Origin of the sequence: Rheinheimera sp. EpRS3 (assembly GCF_001513785.1) — a bacterium.
In the GTDB taxonomy this organism is placed as follows: domain Bacteria; phylum Pseudomonadota; class Gammaproteobacteria; order Enterobacterales; family Alteromonadaceae; genus Alishewanella.
Genome location: NZ_LNQS01000001.1, coordinates 371390 through 390372, shown reverse-complemented (window position 1 = coordinate 390372; position 18983 = coordinate 371390). Strand labels below are relative to the sequence as shown.

15 protein-coding genes are annotated in these 18983 nt (G+C 49.5%); 12 read left to right on the top strand and 3 right to left on the bottom strand.

What is annotated here, in order from left to right; genetic code table 11:
• The first annotated feature begins 194 nt into the window (after positions 1 to 194).
• The 6 genes from AR688_RS01670 to AR688_RS01645 all read left to right on the top strand — a co-directional run bounded on the left by AR688_RS01670 (position 195) and on the right by AR688_RS01645 (position 6162).
• On the top strand, positions 195 to 701 hold the full coding sequence (locus tag AR688_RS01670; protein ID WP_068228208.1) for a glycine cleavage system protein R: 507 nt from the start codon (positions 195 to 197) through the stop codon (positions 699 to 701).
• Between the two features lie 91 nt (positions 702 to 792).
• Positions 793 to 2913 carry a polyphosphate kinase 1 gene (gene ppk1 / locus AR688_RS01665; RefSeq protein WP_068228206.1) on the top strand — a complete coding sequence of 707 codons (2121 nt, stop codon included), beginning with the start codon at positions 793 to 795 and terminating at the stop codon, positions 2911 to 2913.
• Positions 2910 to 4448, top strand: coding sequence for a Ppx/GppA phosphatase family protein (locus AR688_RS01660; protein WP_068228204.1), 1539 nt, complete (start codon positions 2910 to 2912; stop codon positions 4446 to 4448). Before ppk1 ends, AR688_RS01660 begins: the two co-directional genes overlap by 4 nt.
• Before the next feature lie 189 nt (positions 4449 to 4637).
• Positions 4638 to 4925, top strand: a complete 288-nt coding sequence (locus AR688_RS01655) for a hypothetical protein (RefSeq protein WP_068228203.1) — start codon at positions 4638 to 4640, stop codon at positions 4923 to 4925.
• 7 nt (positions 4926 to 4932) lie between these two features.
• Positions 4933 to 5235 (top strand): HigA family addiction module antitoxin, encoded by a 303-nt coding sequence (locus AR688_RS01650; RefSeq protein ID WP_068231043.1) that lies wholly within the window; start codon positions 4933 to 4935, stop codon positions 5233 to 5235.
• A 111-nt stretch (positions 5236 to 5346) separates the two neighbouring features.
• Positions 5347 to 6162: a class I SAM-dependent methyltransferase gene (locus AR688_RS01645; protein WP_068228202.1), complete on the top strand. Its 816-nt coding sequence runs from the start codon at positions 5347 to 5349 to the stop codon at positions 6160 to 6162.
• On the opposite strand, the gene AR688_RS01640 is transcribed toward AR688_RS01645, so the two are convergent.
• On the bottom strand, positions 6159 to 6920 hold the full coding sequence (locus AR688_RS01640; protein ID WP_068228201.1) for an MBL fold metallo-hydrolase: 762 nt from the start codon (positions 6918 to 6920) through the stop codon (positions 6159 to 6161). The two genes, AR688_RS01645 and AR688_RS01640, sit on opposite strands and share 4 nt — an antisense overlap.
• Before the next feature lie 129 nt (positions 6921 to 7049).
• Between AR688_RS01640 and AR688_RS01635 the strand changes: the two genes are divergently transcribed.
• From AR688_RS01635 to AR688_RS01620, 4 genes are all read left to right on the top strand, one after another.
• Positions 7050 to 8357, top strand: a complete 1308-nt coding sequence (locus tag AR688_RS01635; protein WP_068228200.1) for an amidohydrolase — start codon at positions 7050 to 7052, stop codon at positions 8355 to 8357.
• Between the two features lie 10 nt (positions 8358 to 8367).
• Entirely contained in the window at positions 8368 to 8946 is a 579-nt protein-coding gene (locus AR688_RS01630) for a DNA-3-methyladenine glycosylase I (RefSeq protein WP_068228198.1), read from the top strand.
• 329 nt (positions 8947 to 9275) lie between these two features.
• Entirely contained in the window at positions 9276 to 10178 is a 903-nt protein-coding gene (locus AR688_RS01625) for an SDR family oxidoreductase (protein ID WP_068228195.1), read from the top strand.
• Position 10179: 1 nt separating this feature from the next.
• Positions 10180 to 11061 (top strand): hypothetical protein, encoded by an 882-nt coding sequence (locus tag AR688_RS01620; protein WP_068228192.1) that lies wholly within the window; start codon positions 10180 to 10182, stop codon positions 11059 to 11061.
• A gap of 10 nt (positions 11062 to 11071) precedes the next feature.
• On the opposite strand, the gene phoR is transcribed toward AR688_RS01620, so the two are convergent.
• Entirely contained in the window at positions 11072 to 12406 is a 1335-nt protein-coding gene (gene phoR / locus AR688_RS01615; RefSeq protein WP_068228189.1) for a phosphate regulon sensor histidine kinase PhoR, read from the bottom strand.
• Positions 12407 to 12424: 18 nt separating this feature from the next.
• Positions 12425 to 13111 (bottom strand): phosphate regulon transcriptional regulator PhoB, encoded by a 687-nt coding sequence (phoB, locus tag AR688_RS01610; protein ID WP_068228186.1) that lies wholly within the window; start codon positions 13109 to 13111, stop codon positions 12425 to 12427.
• A 365-nt stretch (positions 13112 to 13476) separates the two neighbouring features.
• Here phoB and AR688_RS01605 point away from each other — a divergent pair, with 365 nt between their 5' ends.
• Together AR688_RS01605 and AR688_RS01600 are read left to right on the top strand one after the other, a co-directional pair.
• Positions 13477 to 16155 carry a hypothetical protein gene (locus AR688_RS01605; RefSeq protein WP_068228183.1) on the top strand — a complete coding sequence of 893 codons (2679 nt, stop codon included), beginning with the start codon at positions 13477 to 13479 and terminating at the stop codon, positions 16153 to 16155.
• Positions 16156 to 16276: 121 nt separating this feature from the next.
• On the top strand, positions 16277 to 18934 hold the full coding sequence (locus AR688_RS01600) for a TonB-dependent receptor domain-containing protein (RefSeq protein ID WP_068228180.1): 2658 nt from the start codon (positions 16277 to 16279) through the stop codon (positions 18932 to 18934).
• Positions 18935 to 18983 lie beyond the last annotated feature (49 nt).

Genomic DNA, 18983 nt, shown 5'->3' with positions numbered 1-18983 from the left:
TTAAGTATAGTCAGAAAGGCAACTGTAGTGCCAGCAAAGCTGCAAACCAGCAGGCTTAACTTACTAAATTTACAAATAATGTTATGGGTTACATTTAAAAAATCAGTGGCAAGCGCTACACTCAGGTCGTGTAAGCGGCAAACTACGGTGTTTATGGCCGACACGCTAATTTAAGTCTGACAGGAAAATAGCGCATGAAGCAGTTAGTACTGACATTAATTGGTAAAGATAAAGCAGGTTTGGTCGAGACTCTGGCAACAGTAGTCAGCACTCATAATGGCAATTGGATGGCCAGCAACCTCAGCCATCTGGCAGGTTATTTTGCCGGTATCTTGCAAGTAGAAGTTGCCGAGCAGGATTTAGCCGAGCTTACCGCCGCACTGGAAAAAATCACTGATCTGGATATTAAAATTCAGCACGGTATTGCCAGCAGCCTGAACGAGCAGCAACATCTGAAATTTGTTATTACCGGCAACGATCGCCCTGGTATAGTGCGCGAGCTGTCATCGGTTATTAAGCATAAAGGTACCAACATAGTACACTTTGAAAGCAGTAAACAAAGTGCGCCAAACTGGGGAGTGCCGTTGTTTAATGCCGTAGCAACAGTAGAGCTGCCCTCCAGCGTTAGCCGTGATGAAGTGGTGCGGGCACTTGAAGCTATCGCCACTGATATTGTTGTAGATATTGAAACTCAGATCTGACATTTGTACCGCAGCTGCACCGCGGCTGCGTTCATCTTACTGTCATAAAACTGCCATAGAGTAATAGCCAGTTGTAGTCAGGAGCTGGATCATGGAACACACCGACGCTGCCAACAGCGATTTTCCGCTTTACCCCCGCGAGCTTAGCTGGTTATCTTTTAACGGCCGGGTGCTGCAGGAAGCCGCCGACGAGCGCAACCCACCGATAGAGCGTTTACGTTTTCTCGGCATTTATTCCAATAATATGGACGAATTTTTCCGCGTGCGGGTAGCCGACGTTAAACGCCGCATTCTGCTGAAAAAGTATCACCAAAGCGAACAGGAAGATGCTGAAGAGCTAATGCAGGAAATTCAGCAACGGGTATTACAGCTGGGCCAGCGTTTTAACGCTATTTATCTGGATATTCAGCTGGAGCTTCGCAAGCATAATATTGAATTAATAGATAATTTCAAACTCACTGAACTGCAGTCCGGCTGGGTGCGCAGTTATTTTCGCGACGAAGTAATCAAACATATTTCGCCGATGATCCTGTCAGGTGACGAAGTTAGTTTGCCCAAGGCGCTGGAAGATAACACTACTTATCTGATGGTAGAAATGACCGGCAATGGCAAACCGGAATATGCCATAGTGCAGGTGCCTACCAATGAATTATCGCGTTTTATTGAGCTGCCACTGCATTTAAATACCCGCAAGAAAAACGGCCACTACCGGCGGCAAATATTGCTGCTGGACGATGTTATTGTGCACTGCATTGCCGACTTATTTGCCGGCTTTTTTGAGTTTGACCATATTCAGGCCTACTCGTTAAAACTGACCCGCGACGCCGAATACAATATCAGTGACACACTGGATCAAAGCCTGCTGGATAAAATGTCTAAAGGTATTCGCCAGCGCCTAAAATCTGAGCCGGTGCGGCTGGTGTATGATGCCGCCATGCCCGAGCAAATGCTGAAAGTACTGAGCAAACAGCTGGGCACCAGTTCAACTGACTCGTTAATTCCCGGCAGCAGGTACCGCAATTTTAAAGACTTTATCAGCTTTCCGAATATCGGCCATCAAAGCACCGAATTTCCGCCGCTGCCGCCGCTGAAAAGCCCGGAGTTTGAGCAGTACGCCACCAGTTTTGACGCCATCCGGGCCGGTGATATTCTGCTGCACTACCCCTACCATAACTTTGGCTATTTTACCGAATGGGTACGTCAGGCCTCGTTCGACCCCAAAGTAACGCATATTAAAATGACCATGTACCGGGTGGCTAAGCATTCCCGCGTTATTCATTCCTTGCTGGATGCCGTGCGCAACGGCAAAAAAGTTACCGTAGTGGTTGAGCTTAAAGCGCGGTTTGATGAAGAAAATAATATTAACTGGGCGCGCAAAATGACCGAAGCCGGCATCCAGGTAGTATTTGGCTTAACCACCCTGAAAATTCATTCTAAGTTGTGCCTGATCAGCCGGATGGAAAAAGGCAAACTGATGCATTATGGCCATATCGGCACCGGTAACTTTAACGAGAAAACCGCGCGTATTTACACCGATATGAGCTTATTTACCTGCCATCAGGAAATTACTGCAGAAGTTGCCCAGGTATTCGAGTTTATTGAATACAGCTACCGGCCTTATAAATTCAATCACCTGATTGTCTCGCCCACCTGGAGCAGGCCACGGCTGATACAGCTGATTCAGCGTGAAATCGATTTTGCTGTTAGTGGCCGCAAAGCGGAAATTTTCCTTAAGGTGAACAACCTGGTTGATCAGCAAATTGTCGACCTGTTATACCGTGCCAGCCAGGCCGGGGTAAAAATTCGCATGATTATCCGCGGTATGTGCTCGCTTGTTCCCGGTTTGCCAGGTAAAAGCCAGAATATCCGGGTTATTTCGGTGCTGGACCGCTTCTTAGAGCATTCGCGTATTTATGTGTTTCACAACGGCGGTGAAACCGATGTTTACCTCTCGTCAGCCGACTGGATGACCCGCAATATCGACCAGCGGGTAGAAGTGGGTGTACCGATATACGATGTGCGTTTAAAGCAACAAGTATTAGACACTTTAGATATTCAGTGGCGGGACAACGTAAAGGCACGTATTATTGATGCCAAACAAAGTAATGCCTACGTTAAACGCGGCAATAAACGCAGTATCCGCTCACAGCAGCAGATCTACGAATATCTGGCCCGCCAGCAAGGGCAACTGATCAATACCGAGACGGAATGAACGACAACCAGCCAAGTAAAGACCGCCCGGACGACCACGCCTACATGGCAGCGGTCGATCTGGGCTCAAACTCTTTTCATATGGTAATAGCACGGGTAATAGATGGCGATATCCAGCTGTTACACCGCGAAAAACAAAAAGTACAACTTGCCGAAGGCTTAAACGAGCAACTGGTACTCAGTGAAGAGGCTATAGAGCGCGGCCTGAGTGTGCTGGCACAATTTGCCGATACCTTAATTCCTTTTGCGCCGCAATCCGTAAGGGTTATTGCAACCTACACACTGCGCCGGGCGAGGAATTCAGCCACTTTTTTACGCCGTGCCAAAGCGGTGTTTCCGTTTCCGATAGAAGTGATTTCCGGCCAGGAAGAAGCGCGTTTTATTTATCAGGGTGTGGCGCATTTTGAGCACTTTTCCGGCCGGCGGCTGGTAATAGATATTGGCGGTGGCAGCACCGAGTTTGCCATTGGCGAGGGTGTACAACCACTTCGGCTAAGCAGCCGTAACATGGGCTGTGTCAGCTACGCGCTGCAGCATTTTGCTCAGGGCCGTATCAGCGATAAGCGCTTTAGCCGCGCTATTTTACAGGCCGAGCAAGAGCTGGAGCCGATTGTCAGCAGCTTTAAAGCAGCAGGCTGGCAGCAGGCGGTAGGTACCTCCGGCACGGTAAAAACCATCCGCGATATTATTGTCGGCATGGGGTTGAGCAGCAACGCACTGGAGCTGCCACACCTGCTGGCGTTAAAAGAGCATCTGGTACAGCAGGAAAACAGTTATCAGCTGGATTTACCCGGCCTGACAGATGATCGCAAACTGCTGATTTGCTCTGGCCTGGCTATTCTGATCGCCGCCTTTAATTTACTGCAAATAGAACAGCTGGTTTATATTGACGCCGCCTTACGCGAAGGTGTGCTGTACGAAATGAGTGACCGCCTGCAGCACCTGGATATACGCGAACACAGCGTGGCCAGCCTGCAACGCCGTTACGATGTTGATATGGCGCAGGCAGAGCGTGTTAGCCAAACCGCACTGCTGTTGTTTAGCCAGGTTCGCAGCCAGTGGCAACTGACCGATGAAGACGCTATGTTGCTGGGCTGGGCCGCCACCTTATACGAAGTGGGCCTGCACATTAACTCGTCCGGTGTGCAAAAACACTCTGCCTATATATTGCAAAATGCCAACCTGCCCGGTTTTAACCAGGAACAACAGCAGCTTATCGCCACTTTGGTGCGGTTTCACCGCCGTAAAATCCGCGCCGATGAAATACCGGCCTTTAGTCTGTATCAACTGCCGCAAGTTGTATGCCTGCTGGTGCTGTTGCGCCTGGCAGTGCTGCTAAACCAAAAACGCCGCGACGACCTGCTGCCAGAGTTACAAGCCGAAGGCGGCAGCCAGTATCTACAACTTAAACTCGGCGCAGACTGGCTGGCACAACAAAGCTTGCTGGCAGCCGATTTAATGCTGGAGCAAAAATCGTTGAAAAAAATTGCTTTTGTGCTCGATTGCCCAGGGTTAGTAGATGTGGTGCCGGGGTAAAACCCGCCCAGCATTTGTTGCCTGAGCTGGAAGCGGAATAGCTGCTCCCCATATTAAAGGGAACATTAGCAGCATAAATATTAATGACAGCGCCCAGCCACAAAGCCAATGTGAGTTGAATTTGAGCATTTTTCATACTACACTTCAATCGTTACGTTACAGGTAACACTTTAAAGCTAAGGACAGCTCTTGATAAACAGTTTTAAATCAAAGGTACTGCAACAATTATGGCAAAGCGGCGATGTAACCCTGCTGCCGAATACCTATGTTTATCAGGTAATTGAAATACTGGATGATTTAGATGATGCCGCGTCGGTTAAAGACTTAGAACTACTCGGCGGTTTTGAAATTAGCCAGAGCACACCAGGCTTTTGGGCAGTTACCGTAACAGTAAATAATGTTGAGCCTATTGGTTCAGTGACCTGCCTGTTTAGCAAAAGCAATGTGTATGATGTTGACTTAAATGAGTTTCAGTGAGGCTGATATGACAGTTTTAACACGTAGTACCAAGTTAACTGTACAACATCCCGGACAGGTATTGCTGCAGCGTTGCCTGCAACCGCATAAGCTGAGCATTGCAGAGGCTGCGGCCAAACTGCATATCAGCCGTAAGCAGTTATCGTTGTTTGTTAACGGCCATAGCTCAGTATCAGTATTGCTGGCAAAAAAGCTGGAGCTTGGCACCGGCATCAGTGCGCAGTTTTGGCTAAACCGCCAGCAAAAATATGATCTGCATAAAGCGGCCACGCTCAATGTGGTAGCAGAGCCGCTGTACCAATATGGCTAAGCAATACAAATAGCCACGGGCTAAAGCGTTTAAATCACTTTTAAAAACAGACTTATAGAGCTACCTTTAGCCACATCTTTGCATAAATACCCCCCACTACAGGATCTGCCCATGCTAACTAAGCTATTGCGTGTAAGTTTGTTTTTGCTGGCAAGCCATGCCAGCTTTACCGCCAGTGCCGATATCAACCAGGCCTTGCAACATGAAGCCCGTACTGAAGCCAATAAACTACGCGATGCTGCGCGAAAACCCGAACAAACTCTGACGTTTTTTGAAGTGACACCGCAAAGTACCGTGGTTGAAATATGGCCGGGCTCGGGCTGGTATACCGAAGTGCTGGCGCCGTTACTGGCCGAAAAGGGCAAGCTGTATGCCGCGCATTTCTCTCACAAGTTCAGCCTGCTACCCGCCGACTATATGCAAAAAGGCCGTGCTGAATACACTAAAAAACTGGCATCGCACCCGGTGTATAGAAACGTAACGGTTACTGAGTTTGCCCCGCTGGCCGATATCGCTATTGCACCACCCGCCAGTGCGGATGTGGTGCTGTCTATCCGCAATCAGTTTTATATCTTTGACGGCGAAACTTCGTTAAAGCACGCCTTGGCCAACTTTTATCACGCCCTTAAACCCGGTGGCGTATTAGGCGTAGTGGCGCCGCGCTTGCCGGATCACTTACTGGATACCGACTGGAAAGAATCGGGTTATGTGCCCGAGCAGTTATGGTTAGACCTGGCTAAAGAAGCAGGCTTTAGCTTTGAAGCGCGCAACGATATGCTGCTTAACCCGAAAGATACCGCTCAGCATCCGGCAGGCGTTTGGTCTTTGCCGCCTACATTGGCGGGAAATGAAACAGAAAAGGCAAAGCACCTGGCCATTGGCGAGGTTAACCAGATGGTGCTGAAGTTCAGAAAGCCGCGTAGTTAGTGCGAGTTGGTTTGCCAGCCCAGCGTATGCAAAATGCGGTTGCGCATCGAATGCCAGTGGTTTTTTGGCAGGGTTGGCGCTTGCGACAGAATATCGTCAAAATTAATGCTGCAGCCCTCACGCGGTGGCAGATGGGCAAAATACAGCCGACTCGGTTGCAACGCACTAACGCGCTTAAGTGATTGTTTATATTGGTTAGGATGGCAAACCGGGTAAGGTGGCACCAGGCGTTTTTTAACCGACACAATTAAATCGGCAATATACAGCTGCTTGCTGGGTTGGTGCATAAGCGATAAATCATGATCGGTATGGCCGGGGGTATAAATCACCTGCCAGTTTGGAAAATCAGGCAGGTGCTGCTCGTCGGCCAATACCATATCTGCTTTTAATATCGGGTTATACCAGATATGGCGTTTGGGTTTACCCAGCCGGTTGGCTACCCACCAGGTTAAGCTAACATCAATGATATGCGCCGTGCGCCCCAAAACCCCTGAGTACCAAAGGCACGCCTTGGGGTGACAAGCAATGCGGGCACCTGTTTTACGGCGCAGCAGATGAGCCCCACCGGCATGATCCGGGTGCATATGTGTTACCACCACCAGCTTAAGCGCAGTTAGCGGCAAAGCTAACTTTTGTCTGATAAAGTCGCACACTGTGGATACATCGGCACGGCTGCAACCATCGAGCAATAGTAAGCCGGCCGTGTCCTGCACCAGATAAATGTTCTGAATATATCCCGGAATAATATGTAACTGCATTGGCCTGCGTCTGTTTTTGAAGCAACTGGTCCGACATTACCTAAGCTAGCAGCAATTTTCCAGCAACAATTGCCATTTTCATCAGTGGCGCTTAAGGTAGTAGCACTATATAAAAATGATGGAGTTACTATGCGCTGGTCACTGTTAAGTCTGGCTTTACTGCCGTTGTTACATACCCCGATAGCTGCTGCCGAGCAGCGGCCGCAGTTAGCTAAGCAAATTGAACAGGTCATGCCCAAGGTTATAGAGTGGCGCCGTGATATTCACCAACACCCGGAGTTATCTAACCGTGAAGTACGCACGGCCGCCAAAGTAGCAGCGCATCTGAAAAAGCTTGGTTTAGAAGTACGCACCGGCATAGCCCATACCGGCGTAGTGGGTATTTTAACAGGTGCCAAACCCGGCCCGGTAGTAGCACTGCGCGCGGATATGGACGCACTGCCGGTAACCGAACAAACCGGTTTGTCGTTTGCGTCAAAAGTTGTCAGTGAGTTTAACGGCCAGCAAACCGGCGTAATGCATGCCTGTGGCCACGATGCCCATGTGGCGATGCTGATGGGCGCCGCCGAAGTATTAAGCAAACAAAAAGCCGATATAGCCGGTACCATTATGTTTGTGTTTCAGCCCGCAGAAGAAGGCCCGCCAGCCGGGGAAGAAGGCGGCGCCAAGATGATGCTGGCCGAAGGCTTATTTGCTAACCCCAGCCCTAGCGCCATTTTTGGCCTGCATGTCTGGCCCGGAGAGCCCGGCCAGCTACAGGTAAAAACCGAAGGTATTATGGCTGCCGCTGACAGCTTTCAGATTACCGTTAAAGGCAAACAAGTACATGGCTCATCGCCGTGGCGTGGCATCGACCCGATAAACGTTACCGGCCAGCTGATTAACGCGATAAACCTTATTCCGGCACGGCAAATTGATGTGACCAAAGCGCCGGCTGTAGTGTCATTTGGCCAGGTACATGGCGGTATTCGCTGGAATATTATTCCCGATGACGTAAAGCTGGAAGGTACCATTCGCACCTTTGACAGTGAAATGCGCGAAGATTTAATCGCCCGCATGGCGCACACCAGCGAGCATATTGCCAAAGCCAGCGGCGCTGAGGCTGATTTTCACGTACATAACTTTGCTGCTGTAACCTGGAATGACCCGGCACTAACTAACTGGGCCATGCCAAGCCTTAAATGGGCGGCAGGTGACAAAGGCGTAGCCTCAATTAAACCAATTACCGGCGCCGAAGACTTCTCGTTTTACCAACAGCAAATTCCGGGCGTGTTTTTCTTTTTAGGCATCTCACCTGAAGATAAACCGCTTAGCGAGGTGCCACCAAACCACTCACCGATGTTTGATGTTAACGAAGACGCGCTGGTAAACGGTGTGCGGGCACTAACCGGCCTGGCGCTGGATTATCTGGCCCAGCCACCCAAGCTGGAAAAATAAGGAACTAAAGATGAACACACCGTGCCGCTGCCACTGGGTAGATTTAACCAAGCCGGATTATGTTGCCTACCACGATACCGAATGGGGCGTGCCGGTGTATGACGACAACAAGCTGTTTGAATTTTTAACCTTAGAAGCTGCCCAGGCCGGGCTTAGCTGGTATACGGTGCTGAAAAAGCGCGACAGCTACCGCGCGGCTTTTGCCAATTTTGACCCGGTTAAAGTAGCTGCTTTTGATGAGGTTAAAGCCGCAGAGCTGCTGCAAAACCCCGGCATTATTCGCAACCGGTTAAAGGTAGCGGCCGCCATTAACAACGCCGCGCGGTTTTTAGAGGTACAAGCCGAATTTGGTAGTTTTAGCAACTATCAGTGGCGCTTTGCAAATGGCGCACCGCAGCAAAACAGCATCGCTGGCCCGGCCGATTACCGCGCTACCAGCCCAGAGTCGGATGCCTTTAGTAAAGACTTAAAAAAGCGCGGCTTTAAGTTTGTCGGCTCAACCATCATTTACGCCCATATGCAGGCTTGCGGTATGGTGAATGACCATCACAATAATTGCTTTCGTAAAGCACAGGTAGTAGCAAACTAAGATACAACCGGCTGAGATAAAAATACCTGCGGCGAATACTCAGAGGCTCCAAACAGCGCGCCAGCTTAGTCTGGCGCTTTACGATAGAAGTTAGTGTAAATCGGCCTCGGCTGCCAGCGGGGCTTATGAAAGTTTTACGTTTTACGCCGGTAAGATGTTCAGCCGCGGCTCAATTCCTACTCCCGTTTTCCCGATCACTCACCAGCCACTAACAACCTTTCTGCCTGATTCAACTACGCTATTCGTTAGTCTGGCCGTATAGGCACAAAACCTGCTTACCTTGCTCATACCCCTAGTATCGTTCTGTGTAACTCAACCGGAGGTACCTAATGAAGACGCAAAACCAGTGCAGCATGCAAGATCCCCGCAAGCAGTATCCGATAGGCAACACCCACTACGACGAAGCCCAGCCAGACCCGGGGCTTGACGCAATATTATCGCCCAAAGCGGATCACGGTGAAAACAGCTACCAGGGTAGTGGCAGATTAAAAGGCCGAAAAGCACTGATTACCGGCGGTGATTCCGGCATTGGCCGCGCCGTGGCAATTGCCTTTGCCCGCGAAGGCGCTGATGTAATGATTAATTATCTACCTTCTGAAGAACAAGATGCTAATACCGTGCTAAAAGAATTGCAGGCAGCTGATGTAAAAGCCTTTGCTGTAGCCGGCGATATTTCAGATGAGAAATTCTGCCAAAGTCTGGTGCAGCAAGCAGCTGAGAAGCTGGGCGGTATCGATATACTGGTGAATAACGCCGGTAAGCAGCAGTTTGTTGAGGAATTAGCCGATCTAAGCACTGAGCAGTTTCAGCAAACCTATGCTACCAATGTATTTGCCATGTTTTGGATCACCAAAGCCGCGCTGCCGCATATGCCTGCCGGTGCCAGTATTATTAATACCACCTCTATCCAATCTTATCAGCCTTCGCCCGGCCTGCTGGATTATGCGTCGAGCAAAAGCGCTATTACCGGTTTTACCAAAAGTTTGGCTAAGATGCTGATTAAAAAAGGTATCCGCGTAAATGCCGTCGCGCCAGGCCCAATCTGGACACCGCTGCAACAAAGTGGCGGCCAGCCGGCAGATAAACTGGAACAGTTTGGTCAGCATACGCCTATGGGTCGCCCCGGCCAGCCTGCTGAATTAGCACCGGCTTACGTCTATCTGGCGTCGCAGGAATCCAGTTATGTTACCGCAGAGGTGCTTGGCGTCACCGGCGGTGAGCATTTGCCTTAAGATGAAAACTGCATCAGGTACGTCGGTGAATATTACGTTGCAGGATACTAAAGCTGAACCGGCAGACTCAGCCATGGGTAAAATTAATCAGCTATTTCATCTGCAGTATGCCAAAAGAAAACAGCATTTCGCCAATACCATCAGCCAGGGGCATGTGCTGCTGGTTGTGCGCATGGATAGCCGTCTGATTGCCTGTTGTGGTGACTGTATTCGGGAGTATACCGTTAATGGCCCAGGCTACCATCGGCTGAAAGGACTGAGCCATAGCACTATGGCGGTTTACTACACGCTGTTGCAAACGCCACAGCCGGATGCAGCAGCATTACTACACAACCTTCTGGCACAACTTAAACGTGAGGCCGATAACGTCGTTGGCCAGCAGCTGTTTACAGCCACACAGCAGTTGCTCGGAGCAGTAGCTTACGATGGCACGCTGGACCAACGCCTGATACTGCAATACAGCCATAAACTGGAGCCCGTTTTTGCGCAGCTGATGCTGCAAAGTGCCGTAGATGAAACAACACAGTTACTGCTGCATTTACATAAAATAACTGAGCAATTCGGTAAGACTATCGCAGAGACATTTTTTGTCGTATTTGGCGGACCCCAAGCCCGTTACCGGCAACTGGCGAAACTAGTGTTTGAAAAGTGGTGTCAGGAGTCTGATGATTTGGTGGTGGATACCAGCCATCACATCAGATATTACGAGCATGGCACCACGCTGGACGATGCGATAAACCTGATAGCAACAGCGCTAGCGGATCGTGAACTGGGGCAGACCTTTTTAGGCCATGCTGATGCACTGGAGCAGGATGTGCTGGGAATGGTGGCAGAACAGGCCATTGATCGCTGTTGGCAGCGCAGCAAAAAACCAGCGCAATAACCTTTGGTTGTTATTGCAGCGGTTTTTCTTCGCGTTTTTTTGTTTTCTGTCCCAGCACCAGTTCTGCCGGTATAGAGAAAGAAAAACTACTACCTTTGCCCGGCTCACTGAAGATCATTAGCCGGCTGTTATGGCGCGACAATACGTGCTTTACAATAGCCAGCCCGAGGCCAGTGCCGCCGGTATTGCGGGCGCGGGCCTGGTCTACCCGGTAAAAACGCTCGGTAAGGCGCTTTACATGGTGTGCCGCTATACCTTCGCCATTATCATTAACAGCAAACAGTGCTTTTAAATGCTGGCGTTGCCAGCTAACGTTAATTTCGCCCCCGGCCGGGGTGTATTTAATAGCGTTAGTTACCAGATTAGAAAAAGCACTGCGTAACTCTTCGGTAACGCCGGTAACCTTCAGGTTGTCGTCAATATCAAAACGGATACTGTGCTGTTTATCGCGGTTCAGTGTTTGGGCTTCCTGCTCCAGTTGGTGCAGCATGGCAGGTACATCTACTACAGGTTCAAACTGCACCCGGGCTGACGCTTCAATACGCGATAGCGTTAACAATTGTTGTACCAGCGCATCCATACGTTTGGTTTGGTCCAGCATAACGTTGTGGGCTTTTTTCCAGATCACTTTATCGGGCAGATGTTCATCGTCCATCACTTCCAGATAGCCCTGCAGTACAGTAAGCGGAGTGCGCAGTTCATGCGATACGTTGGCAACAAAGTCTTTGCGGATTTGCTCCAGCTGCTTAAGTTGGGTGATATCACGCACTATCAGTAAGTATTGCTCTGCCCCATAAGACATAATATTAAATTCAAGCGTTAGCTCATCATTAACCGGTGAAGCCAGCTCAAGTGGCTGCTCGAATTTGGCTTGTTTTAAATAGTGCAGAAAATCCGGGTGACGGATCAGGTTATCCAGCCGCTGGCCTTCATCAGCCGGCCAGTGCAGGCCCACCAGAATTTGCGCCAGCTTGTTGCTCCAGATAATGCTCCAGTCGTCAGTTAACACCACTACCGCCTCAGGTAAAGCTTCGGCACCATCACGAAACCGCCGCACTACATTGCGCAGCTCACGCTTTTTGCGTCTGTCACGCCGCTGCAGGTAGTAAATACCTTCGAATAAATGGCCCCAGATCCCTTCGCTGATCGGCGGCGACAACTTGCGATCACGCCATAACCATTTGTCCATTATAAATAAATGGTGGTAATGCCACAGCAACAGCGCCACGGTAAAAATAAGCAGCGCCAGCAGCAGGCTGTTAGAAATAAGGCCAACCAGAGCAATAAAACAGTAAAAAAGGAAGAGTTTAGTGTAGACCTTCCTTTGTGATAACAGTTGGCGCATAGCGGTAGCGGTAAGCCTTTATTTAGCGGAGAAACGGTAGCCAGAGCCACGCACGGTTTGTACTAATCTATCATGCCCGGCGATAGAAATCGCCTTGCGTAAGCGGCGGATATGCACATCTACTGTGCGGTCTTCCACATACACATTGGTGCCCCATACATGGTCCAACAGTTGTTCACGGCTGTACACGCGCTCGGGGTGGGTCATAAAAAAATGCAGTAAGCGAAACTCAGTTGGCCCCATATCGAGCGCCTGATCCGAGGCCATTACACGGTGTGATACCGGGTCCAGTTTTAACCCCTGCACTTCTATTACTTCATCCAGGCTGGTCGGCGCTACACGGCGGATCACCGCTTTAATACGTGCCATCAGTTCTTTGGGGGAGAACGGCTTGGTAACATAATCATCGGCGCCCACTTCCAGCCCGCGTACTTTATCTTCTTCTTCACCGCGGGCGGTGATCATAATAATCGGGATATTGCGGGTAAGGTCATGCTGCTTCATTTTCTTTGCGATCTGGATACCACTGCCACCGGGCAACATCCAATCTAGCAGGACTAAATCCGGGTAGGGTTCTACCAGCGCATTAATGGCTGAGTCGTAATCTTCTGCTGTTGCAGCCTGATAACCGTTTTGCTCCAGCACAAAACACAGCATATCGCGAATTGGTGCTTCATCTTCCACCACCAGGATTTTTCTTGCCATAGCATCCACCACGTTCTGTTAAACGGCACAGGGCCGGATTATTCTAACTGTTTATGCTGCATAGTATTGCCGCAGTTTATGACATTTTTATGAAAACACGAGGTTAATCTTTGTTCATTGGTCCCCACGGCCAAAAACACACAAATAAAAAACAATATTCACAAAATTAAAACCCTGATGACTAGCGACATTCATGACATTAAGATGAATTTTTTTTGACAACCATACTACCAGCCCAATGTTAACAGCCATCACCGTGACCGTAATATGACAGCCGCAAAACTGTAATAAAAGCGTAATTTCTCTGCTGTAGGGTGCTTGCAACTTATTGGCAAGACCTATAACAACTCAATGGAGAGATGGTAATGGCTTTACGCAAACTATTAAAACTAAGCGCAATAGCGTCAGCGCTGATACTGGCAGGCTGTGGTGGCGACTTAGTCGTTAACGCCGGCAATGGCGATGACAACGGTAATGGCGGCGGCACTCCACCACCAACTGCAGACTGCCCTGCTTTTGCCACTGAAGGCAGCAGTCTGGCTGGTGTAGACAAAACCGTATGTGAAATCAGCGGTACCATTACCAGTGATACCCGCTTAACTGCCGATATCGCCTGGTCATTAAGCGGCAAGGTTACTGTAGGTAACGACAACGCCGATAGCGCCACCTTAACTATTGAGCCGGGCACCACAGTGTTTGGCAAAAGCGGTGCAGATTATCTGGTTATCGCCCGTGGTTCACAAATTCAGGCAGTGGGCACAGTAAATGCGCCTATCGTGATGACATCGGTTAACGACATGCTGGGTCTGTCGGACGAAGAATCTGCCGCAGAATGGGGCGGCCTGGTATTACTGGGTAATGCACCAAGCAATAAATGTGACCAGGCTGCACTGGAAAGCTGTGAAATTCAGGCTGAAGGCGAAGCCGGTCCATACGGCGGCGCAGATGAAGATGATGACAGCGGAGCCTTACGCTATGTGCAAGTACGTTATGCCGGTTTCGAAGTTATCCCGGATAACGAATTAAACGGTATTACCTTTGCTGGTGTTGGTCGTGGTACCGAAGTGGAATATATCCAGGTACACAACAACCTGGATGACGGTGTGGAATTTTTCGGCGGTACAGTAGATGCCAAATATGTGGTACTAACCGGTAATCGCGACGATTCTTTAGACTGGGCTGATGGCTGGACTGGCCGTATGCAGCATGTATTAGTGCGTCATAACCCGAACGATACTAAAGCTAACCGTGGTATTGAAGCCGATAACCAGTCAGGTAACTTTACTGCCGAGCCGGTATCCAAGCCACGTATCGCCAATATGACCATTATTGGTAATAACTTTGACGGCGAAGATGACTCTGAGGGTATCTTACTGCGTGCCGGCACTGCTGGTGAACTGTACAACATTATTATCACCGGCCCGGCGGGTATGGGCGAGTGCTTTGAGATCAACAATGACGAGTCAGTTGCCAATGCCGGCAACGGTGAAATTATCTTCCGTAACTCGATTATCGATTGTGCAGAACCATTTAAAAACTCTGTCGACGACAATGATGTAGAAACCCTGGATGCTGAAGCCTGGTTCCGTGCTCAGCCAGGCAACTTTGTTGGTGATGCGTTATTAGGTGGCTACGTACCGGCACCAAACTCTCCGGCAATGGGCAATGGCTATAACGTAGCCAATAACGTTGACGCCTGGTTTGATGATGTTGACTACGTAGGCGCTTTTGACGGCACCACCGACTGGACAGTAGGCTGGACTACCGCTATTCACGCAGAAGACGACCTTGCTGCCTGCCCTGCCGGCACCAACGAAGTAAACAGCTTAACCGGCCGGTTAAACTGCGAACTAACAGGTGACATTACCACTAACGTAACCCTGGCAGCCGGTGCAGACTATGTGCTGAATGGCCGCGTGCGTATTGGCGCTGATAACACTACAGCCGCAACCTTAACTGTGCAGCCTGGTGTAACTATCTACGGTAAATCGGGTGCAGATTTCCTTGCTATCACCCGCGGTTCAAAAATTGAAGCCAATGGTACCGCGACTAACCCTATCGTCATGACGTCGGTGCAAGATGTGATTGGTTCACCTACCGCTGCCGGCCAATGGGGCGGTCTGGTATTATTGGGTAAGGCGCCAAGCACCAAGTGTGCTGATCAGGCCGATTTAGACAGCTGCTTAGTGCAGGCTGAAGGTAATGCCGGACCATATGGCGGTGGCGACTGGGAAGATAGCAGCGGCACATTAAACTACGTAGTAGTAAAACATGCTGGCTTTGAAGTTATCCCGGACAACGAGTTAAACGGTATTACTTTTGCCGGTGTTGGCTCAGGCACTCAATGTTCAAACATTCAGGTTCACCAGAACGTGGATGACGGCATTGAAATGTTTGGTGGCGCAGTAAACTGTAAAAACGTAGTACTGACTTCTAACGGCGATGACTCAGTAGACTGGGCTGATGGCTGGCGCGGCAAACTGCAATTTGTGCTGGTAAAACACGGTGCGGATGATTCCAAAGCCAACCGCGGTATTGAAGCAGACAACCAATCAGATAACTTCACTGCCACGCCGGTATCTAACCCGACTATCGCCAATATGACCATTATCGGTAATAACTTTAACGGTGATGATGACTCAGAGGGCGTAATACTGCGCGCCGGTACTAATGCCAAGCTGTACAACTTTGTTATCACGGGCCCTGCCGGTATGGGTGAATGTCTGGAACTGGATACAGACGAAACTAAAGCTTTTGCTATCAGTGGCGAGCTGGAATTCACCAACTCAGTGTTGGCTTGTAACGAGCCGACAGTAGGTGACCTGGGTAACGGCACTACTACTGAGCAATGGTTCCTGGGTCAGGCAGGCAACAGCCTGGCTGCTAACCAGGCAGCGGTGTTAGACGGTATCTTTACCATCGATGCTACTGCGCCAAAAGATATGACTGCAGTTGATGATTTCTTTGAAGCGGTAGACTTTATCGGCGCAGTAGATGCCGCTAATGACTGGACTGCAGGCTGGGCCGTCGGCTTAGACGACTAACAGCAACAAACACTGCCGGGTTTTGCCTGGCAGTGTTTTTTTATTCCACTGCATTGAACCGGCACATTAATGTTCAGTGCAACGCAGACGTAACAGTACAAGCTGATAGGACAAAGTTCAGATGAGCAGCATGCAAAAGTTTAATTTCAGTCGTGTTGGCCGCAGTGTGTTGCTGGCCCTTAGCACGGCAACCGCGCTGGTTTCACTGAGCGCAGTAGCGCAAGAAACCCAGCAACCGGCACAGAATGAAGAAGATGTTGAACGTATTTCTGTATCCGGCCGTCTGATGAGCTCTGCCGCTTCTGCCGCTGCGGAGCGTCGCGAGCAACCTTACGTTGCTGAACTGCTCGGCATGGAGCAAATTTCCCGCGCCGGTGACAGCAATGCCGCCACCGCACTGCGTCGGGTAACTGGCTTAACGCTGGTAAAAGACAAGTTTATTTATGTGCGTGGTTTAGGCGAGCGCTACTCCAGCACCTTGCTTAACGGCGCCCTGGTGCCAAGCCCGGATCCAACGCGCAATGTTATTCCGCTGGATATGTTTCCGGCCGGCATTATTGAAAGTTTAGTGGTACAAAAAGCCTACTCACCAGAGCTACCTGCCGCCTTTGGTGGTGGTAACGTTAATATCCGTACCGCTGCTATTCCGCTGCAAACCACGTTTAACGTATCAGTGGGAACAGGTTACAACAGCCTGAACAGCGACGATGGTTTTGACTATGCCGGTGGTGGCGATGACTGGCGCGGTAAAGATGATGGCCTGCGTGGTATTTCACCCGAGTTGGCTGCAGCTCAGGCGCAGTATGGTCTGTTAACCCCTGTTAGCATTGCAGAAGATCTGGGCGGTATTACTGCAGGCAATCTGGAACAAGCGAATGAAATTTTGCGTGAATTGGGCACAGCCTTCAACCGCGATATTGATATCAGCCGCAAAAGTGTAAAGCCCGATTTTGATGGCAGCGCCTCGTTTGGCAGCCGCTTTGAGCTGGCACAAAATGTAGTGTTTGGTGTGATGAGCGGCGTAAGTTATGACCGTTCAACACAGAATATCGAAGAGCAGGAACGTTACTACTCGGTATCAGGTGAAAACCTGGTGCCGTTAAACCGCTATGACGACATCAAGGGTACCGAACATCAGGTTAAACTGTCGGGTATGCTGAATTTTGGTTTAGAACTGGGTGTAGATCACCGTATTGAAACCTCAACCATTTACCTGCGGGACACCAAAGATGAAATAAAAATTAAAAATGGCGACAGTATTGAGACGATAAACGAAAGTAACCGCTCAAATACCGACACCTCCATTTTATATGAAGAACGCAGTATGCTGAGTAATCAGCTGCGGGGCAAGCATAACTTCCCGTTCCTGATGGACCTGGCGGTTGACTGGCAATACACCGATGCTAAAGCACGCCGCTATGCACCGGGCGAAGTTGAATACCGTTACCTGAACGAAACTCAAGCTGACGGTTCAGTGTTCTCTTTCCTGCGTCGCAACCAGAATGCAGTAAATTACAGTTTCGGCGATATGAACGATAACACCGAAAACTTAAGCTGGAATGCCAAACTGCCGCTAACGCTGGGCAAAGCCGAAATGACGCTGAGCGGCGGCTACAGCTACTTCGAGCGTAACCGTAATGCACAAACTGATCGCTTTAACTTTGATACTGTAGGCTACAGCCTGCAGCAATTGTCTGGCAGTTTCTCGGAAATTTTCTCTGACGAAAATATTTTAGATGCCGCCAACGGCTTTAAAATTTCCAACGTGACCACTCAGGCAGATGATTATTTGGCAGCGCAGATGATTGATGCCGGCTATGCGGCTCTTGAGCTTAACTATGATTACAAGTTCCGCTTAAATCTGGGTGTACGTTATGAAGACTTTAAGCAAGTTTCACTACCGTTAAACGCCAATGGCGACATCAGTGGCGAGATCACCGATTCGGTACTGCTGGAAGACGGCTTCTACCCGGCGCTGTCATTAACCTGGTTTGTTAATGACGATTTACAAGCCCGTTTTGGTTACAGCCAAACCGTTGTGCGGCCAGATCTGCGTGAAGTTACACCGGTACTGTACGTTGACCCGCTTACCGACTTTAAAATAACCGGTTTTGCCGGGTTGCAAAGCACCGATATTACCAGTGTAGATGCCCGCTTAGAGTGGTATTACGATAACAGTAACTACAGCGTTGGCGTATTCTACAAAGATTTGGATAACCCGATTGAAGCGATAGAGTTATCCGGCTCTGACGGTAACCTGTTGATGTCGTTCCGTAACGCAGAAAGTGGCAACCTGTACGGTATTGAAGCAGAGTTTCTGCAACAGCTGAATATGTTTGGTGGTACTTTTGGCAAGATTGCTGACAACTTCTTTGTGGCCGGTAACCTTACGGTCAGCGAATCAGAAATTAAGATCCAGTCCTTTCCTGGCGCGGATTTAACTAATTCTGAACGAGGCTTAAGTGGCCATTCCAAATATGTTGCTAACCTGCAACTGGGGTACGACTCAGACAACAACCAGCACAATGCTACGCTAACCTATAACGTGTTTGGTAAGCGTATCGCTTTTGCCGGGGTGAATGACAAAGACGACGCCTTTGAGCAACCGTTTAACTCTCTGGACTTTACCTACAGCTACAATCCACTGGAAAGTATGACAGTAAAACTGGGGCTGAAAAACCTGCTGGACGAAGATGTAGAAATTCTGCAGCAAGGTGAAATACTGCAAAAGCGTGTTGAAGGCCAAAGCTACAGCTTAAGCTTCTCGTACAAGTACTAAAAGTACCTGAATAACAAAAGGCCTGCCAAGCGGCAGGCCTTTTTATTGG

Coding starts and splice junctions, on each gene's coding strand:
- AR688_RS01670 (WP_068228208.1), top strand. CDS start 195: ATGAAGCAGTTAGTACTGACATTAATTGGTAAAGATAAAGCAGGTTTG.
- ppk1 (WP_068228206.1), top strand. CDS start 793: ATGGAACACACCGACGCTGCCAACAGCGATTTTCCGCTTTACCCCCGC.
- AR688_RS01660 (WP_068228204.1), top strand. CDS start 2,910: ATGAACGACAACCAGCCAAGTAAAGACCGCCCGGACGACCACGCCTAC.
- AR688_RS01650 (WP_068231043.1), top strand. CDS start 4,933: ATGACAGTTTTAACACGTAGTACCAAGTTAACTGTACAACATCCCGGA.
- AR688_RS01645 (WP_068228202.1), top strand. CDS start 5,347: ATGCTAACTAAGCTATTGCGTGTAAGTTTGTTTTTGCTGGCAAGCCAT.
- AR688_RS01640 (WP_068228201.1), bottom strand. CDS start 6,920: ATGCAGTTACATATTATTCCGGGATATATTCAGAACATTTATCTGGTG.
- AR688_RS01635 (WP_068228200.1), top strand. CDS start 7,050: ATGCGCTGGTCACTGTTAAGTCTGGCTTTACTGCCGTTGTTACATACC.
- AR688_RS01630 (WP_068228198.1), top strand. CDS start 8,368: ATGAACACACCGTGCCGCTGCCACTGGGTAGATTTAACCAAGCCGGAT.
- AR688_RS01625 (WP_068228195.1), top strand. CDS start 9,276: ATGAAGACGCAAAACCAGTGCAGCATGCAAGATCCCCGCAAGCAGTAT.
- AR688_RS01620 (WP_068228192.1), top strand. CDS start 10,180: ATGAAAACTGCATCAGGTACGTCGGTGAATATTACGTTGCAGGATACT.
- phoR (WP_068228189.1), bottom strand. CDS start 12,406: ATGCGCCAACTGTTATCACAAAGGAAGGTCTACACTAAACTCTTCCTT.
- phoB (WP_068228186.1), bottom strand. CDS start 13,111: ATGGCAAGAAAAATCCTGGTGGTGGAAGATGAAGCACCAATTCGCGAT.
- AR688_RS01605 (WP_068228183.1), top strand. CDS start 13,477: ATGGCTTTACGCAAACTATTAAAACTAAGCGCAATAGCGTCAGCGCTG.
- AR688_RS01600 (WP_068228180.1), top strand. CDS start 16,277: ATGAGCAGCATGCAAAAGTTTAATTTCAGTCGTGTTGGCCGCAGTGTG.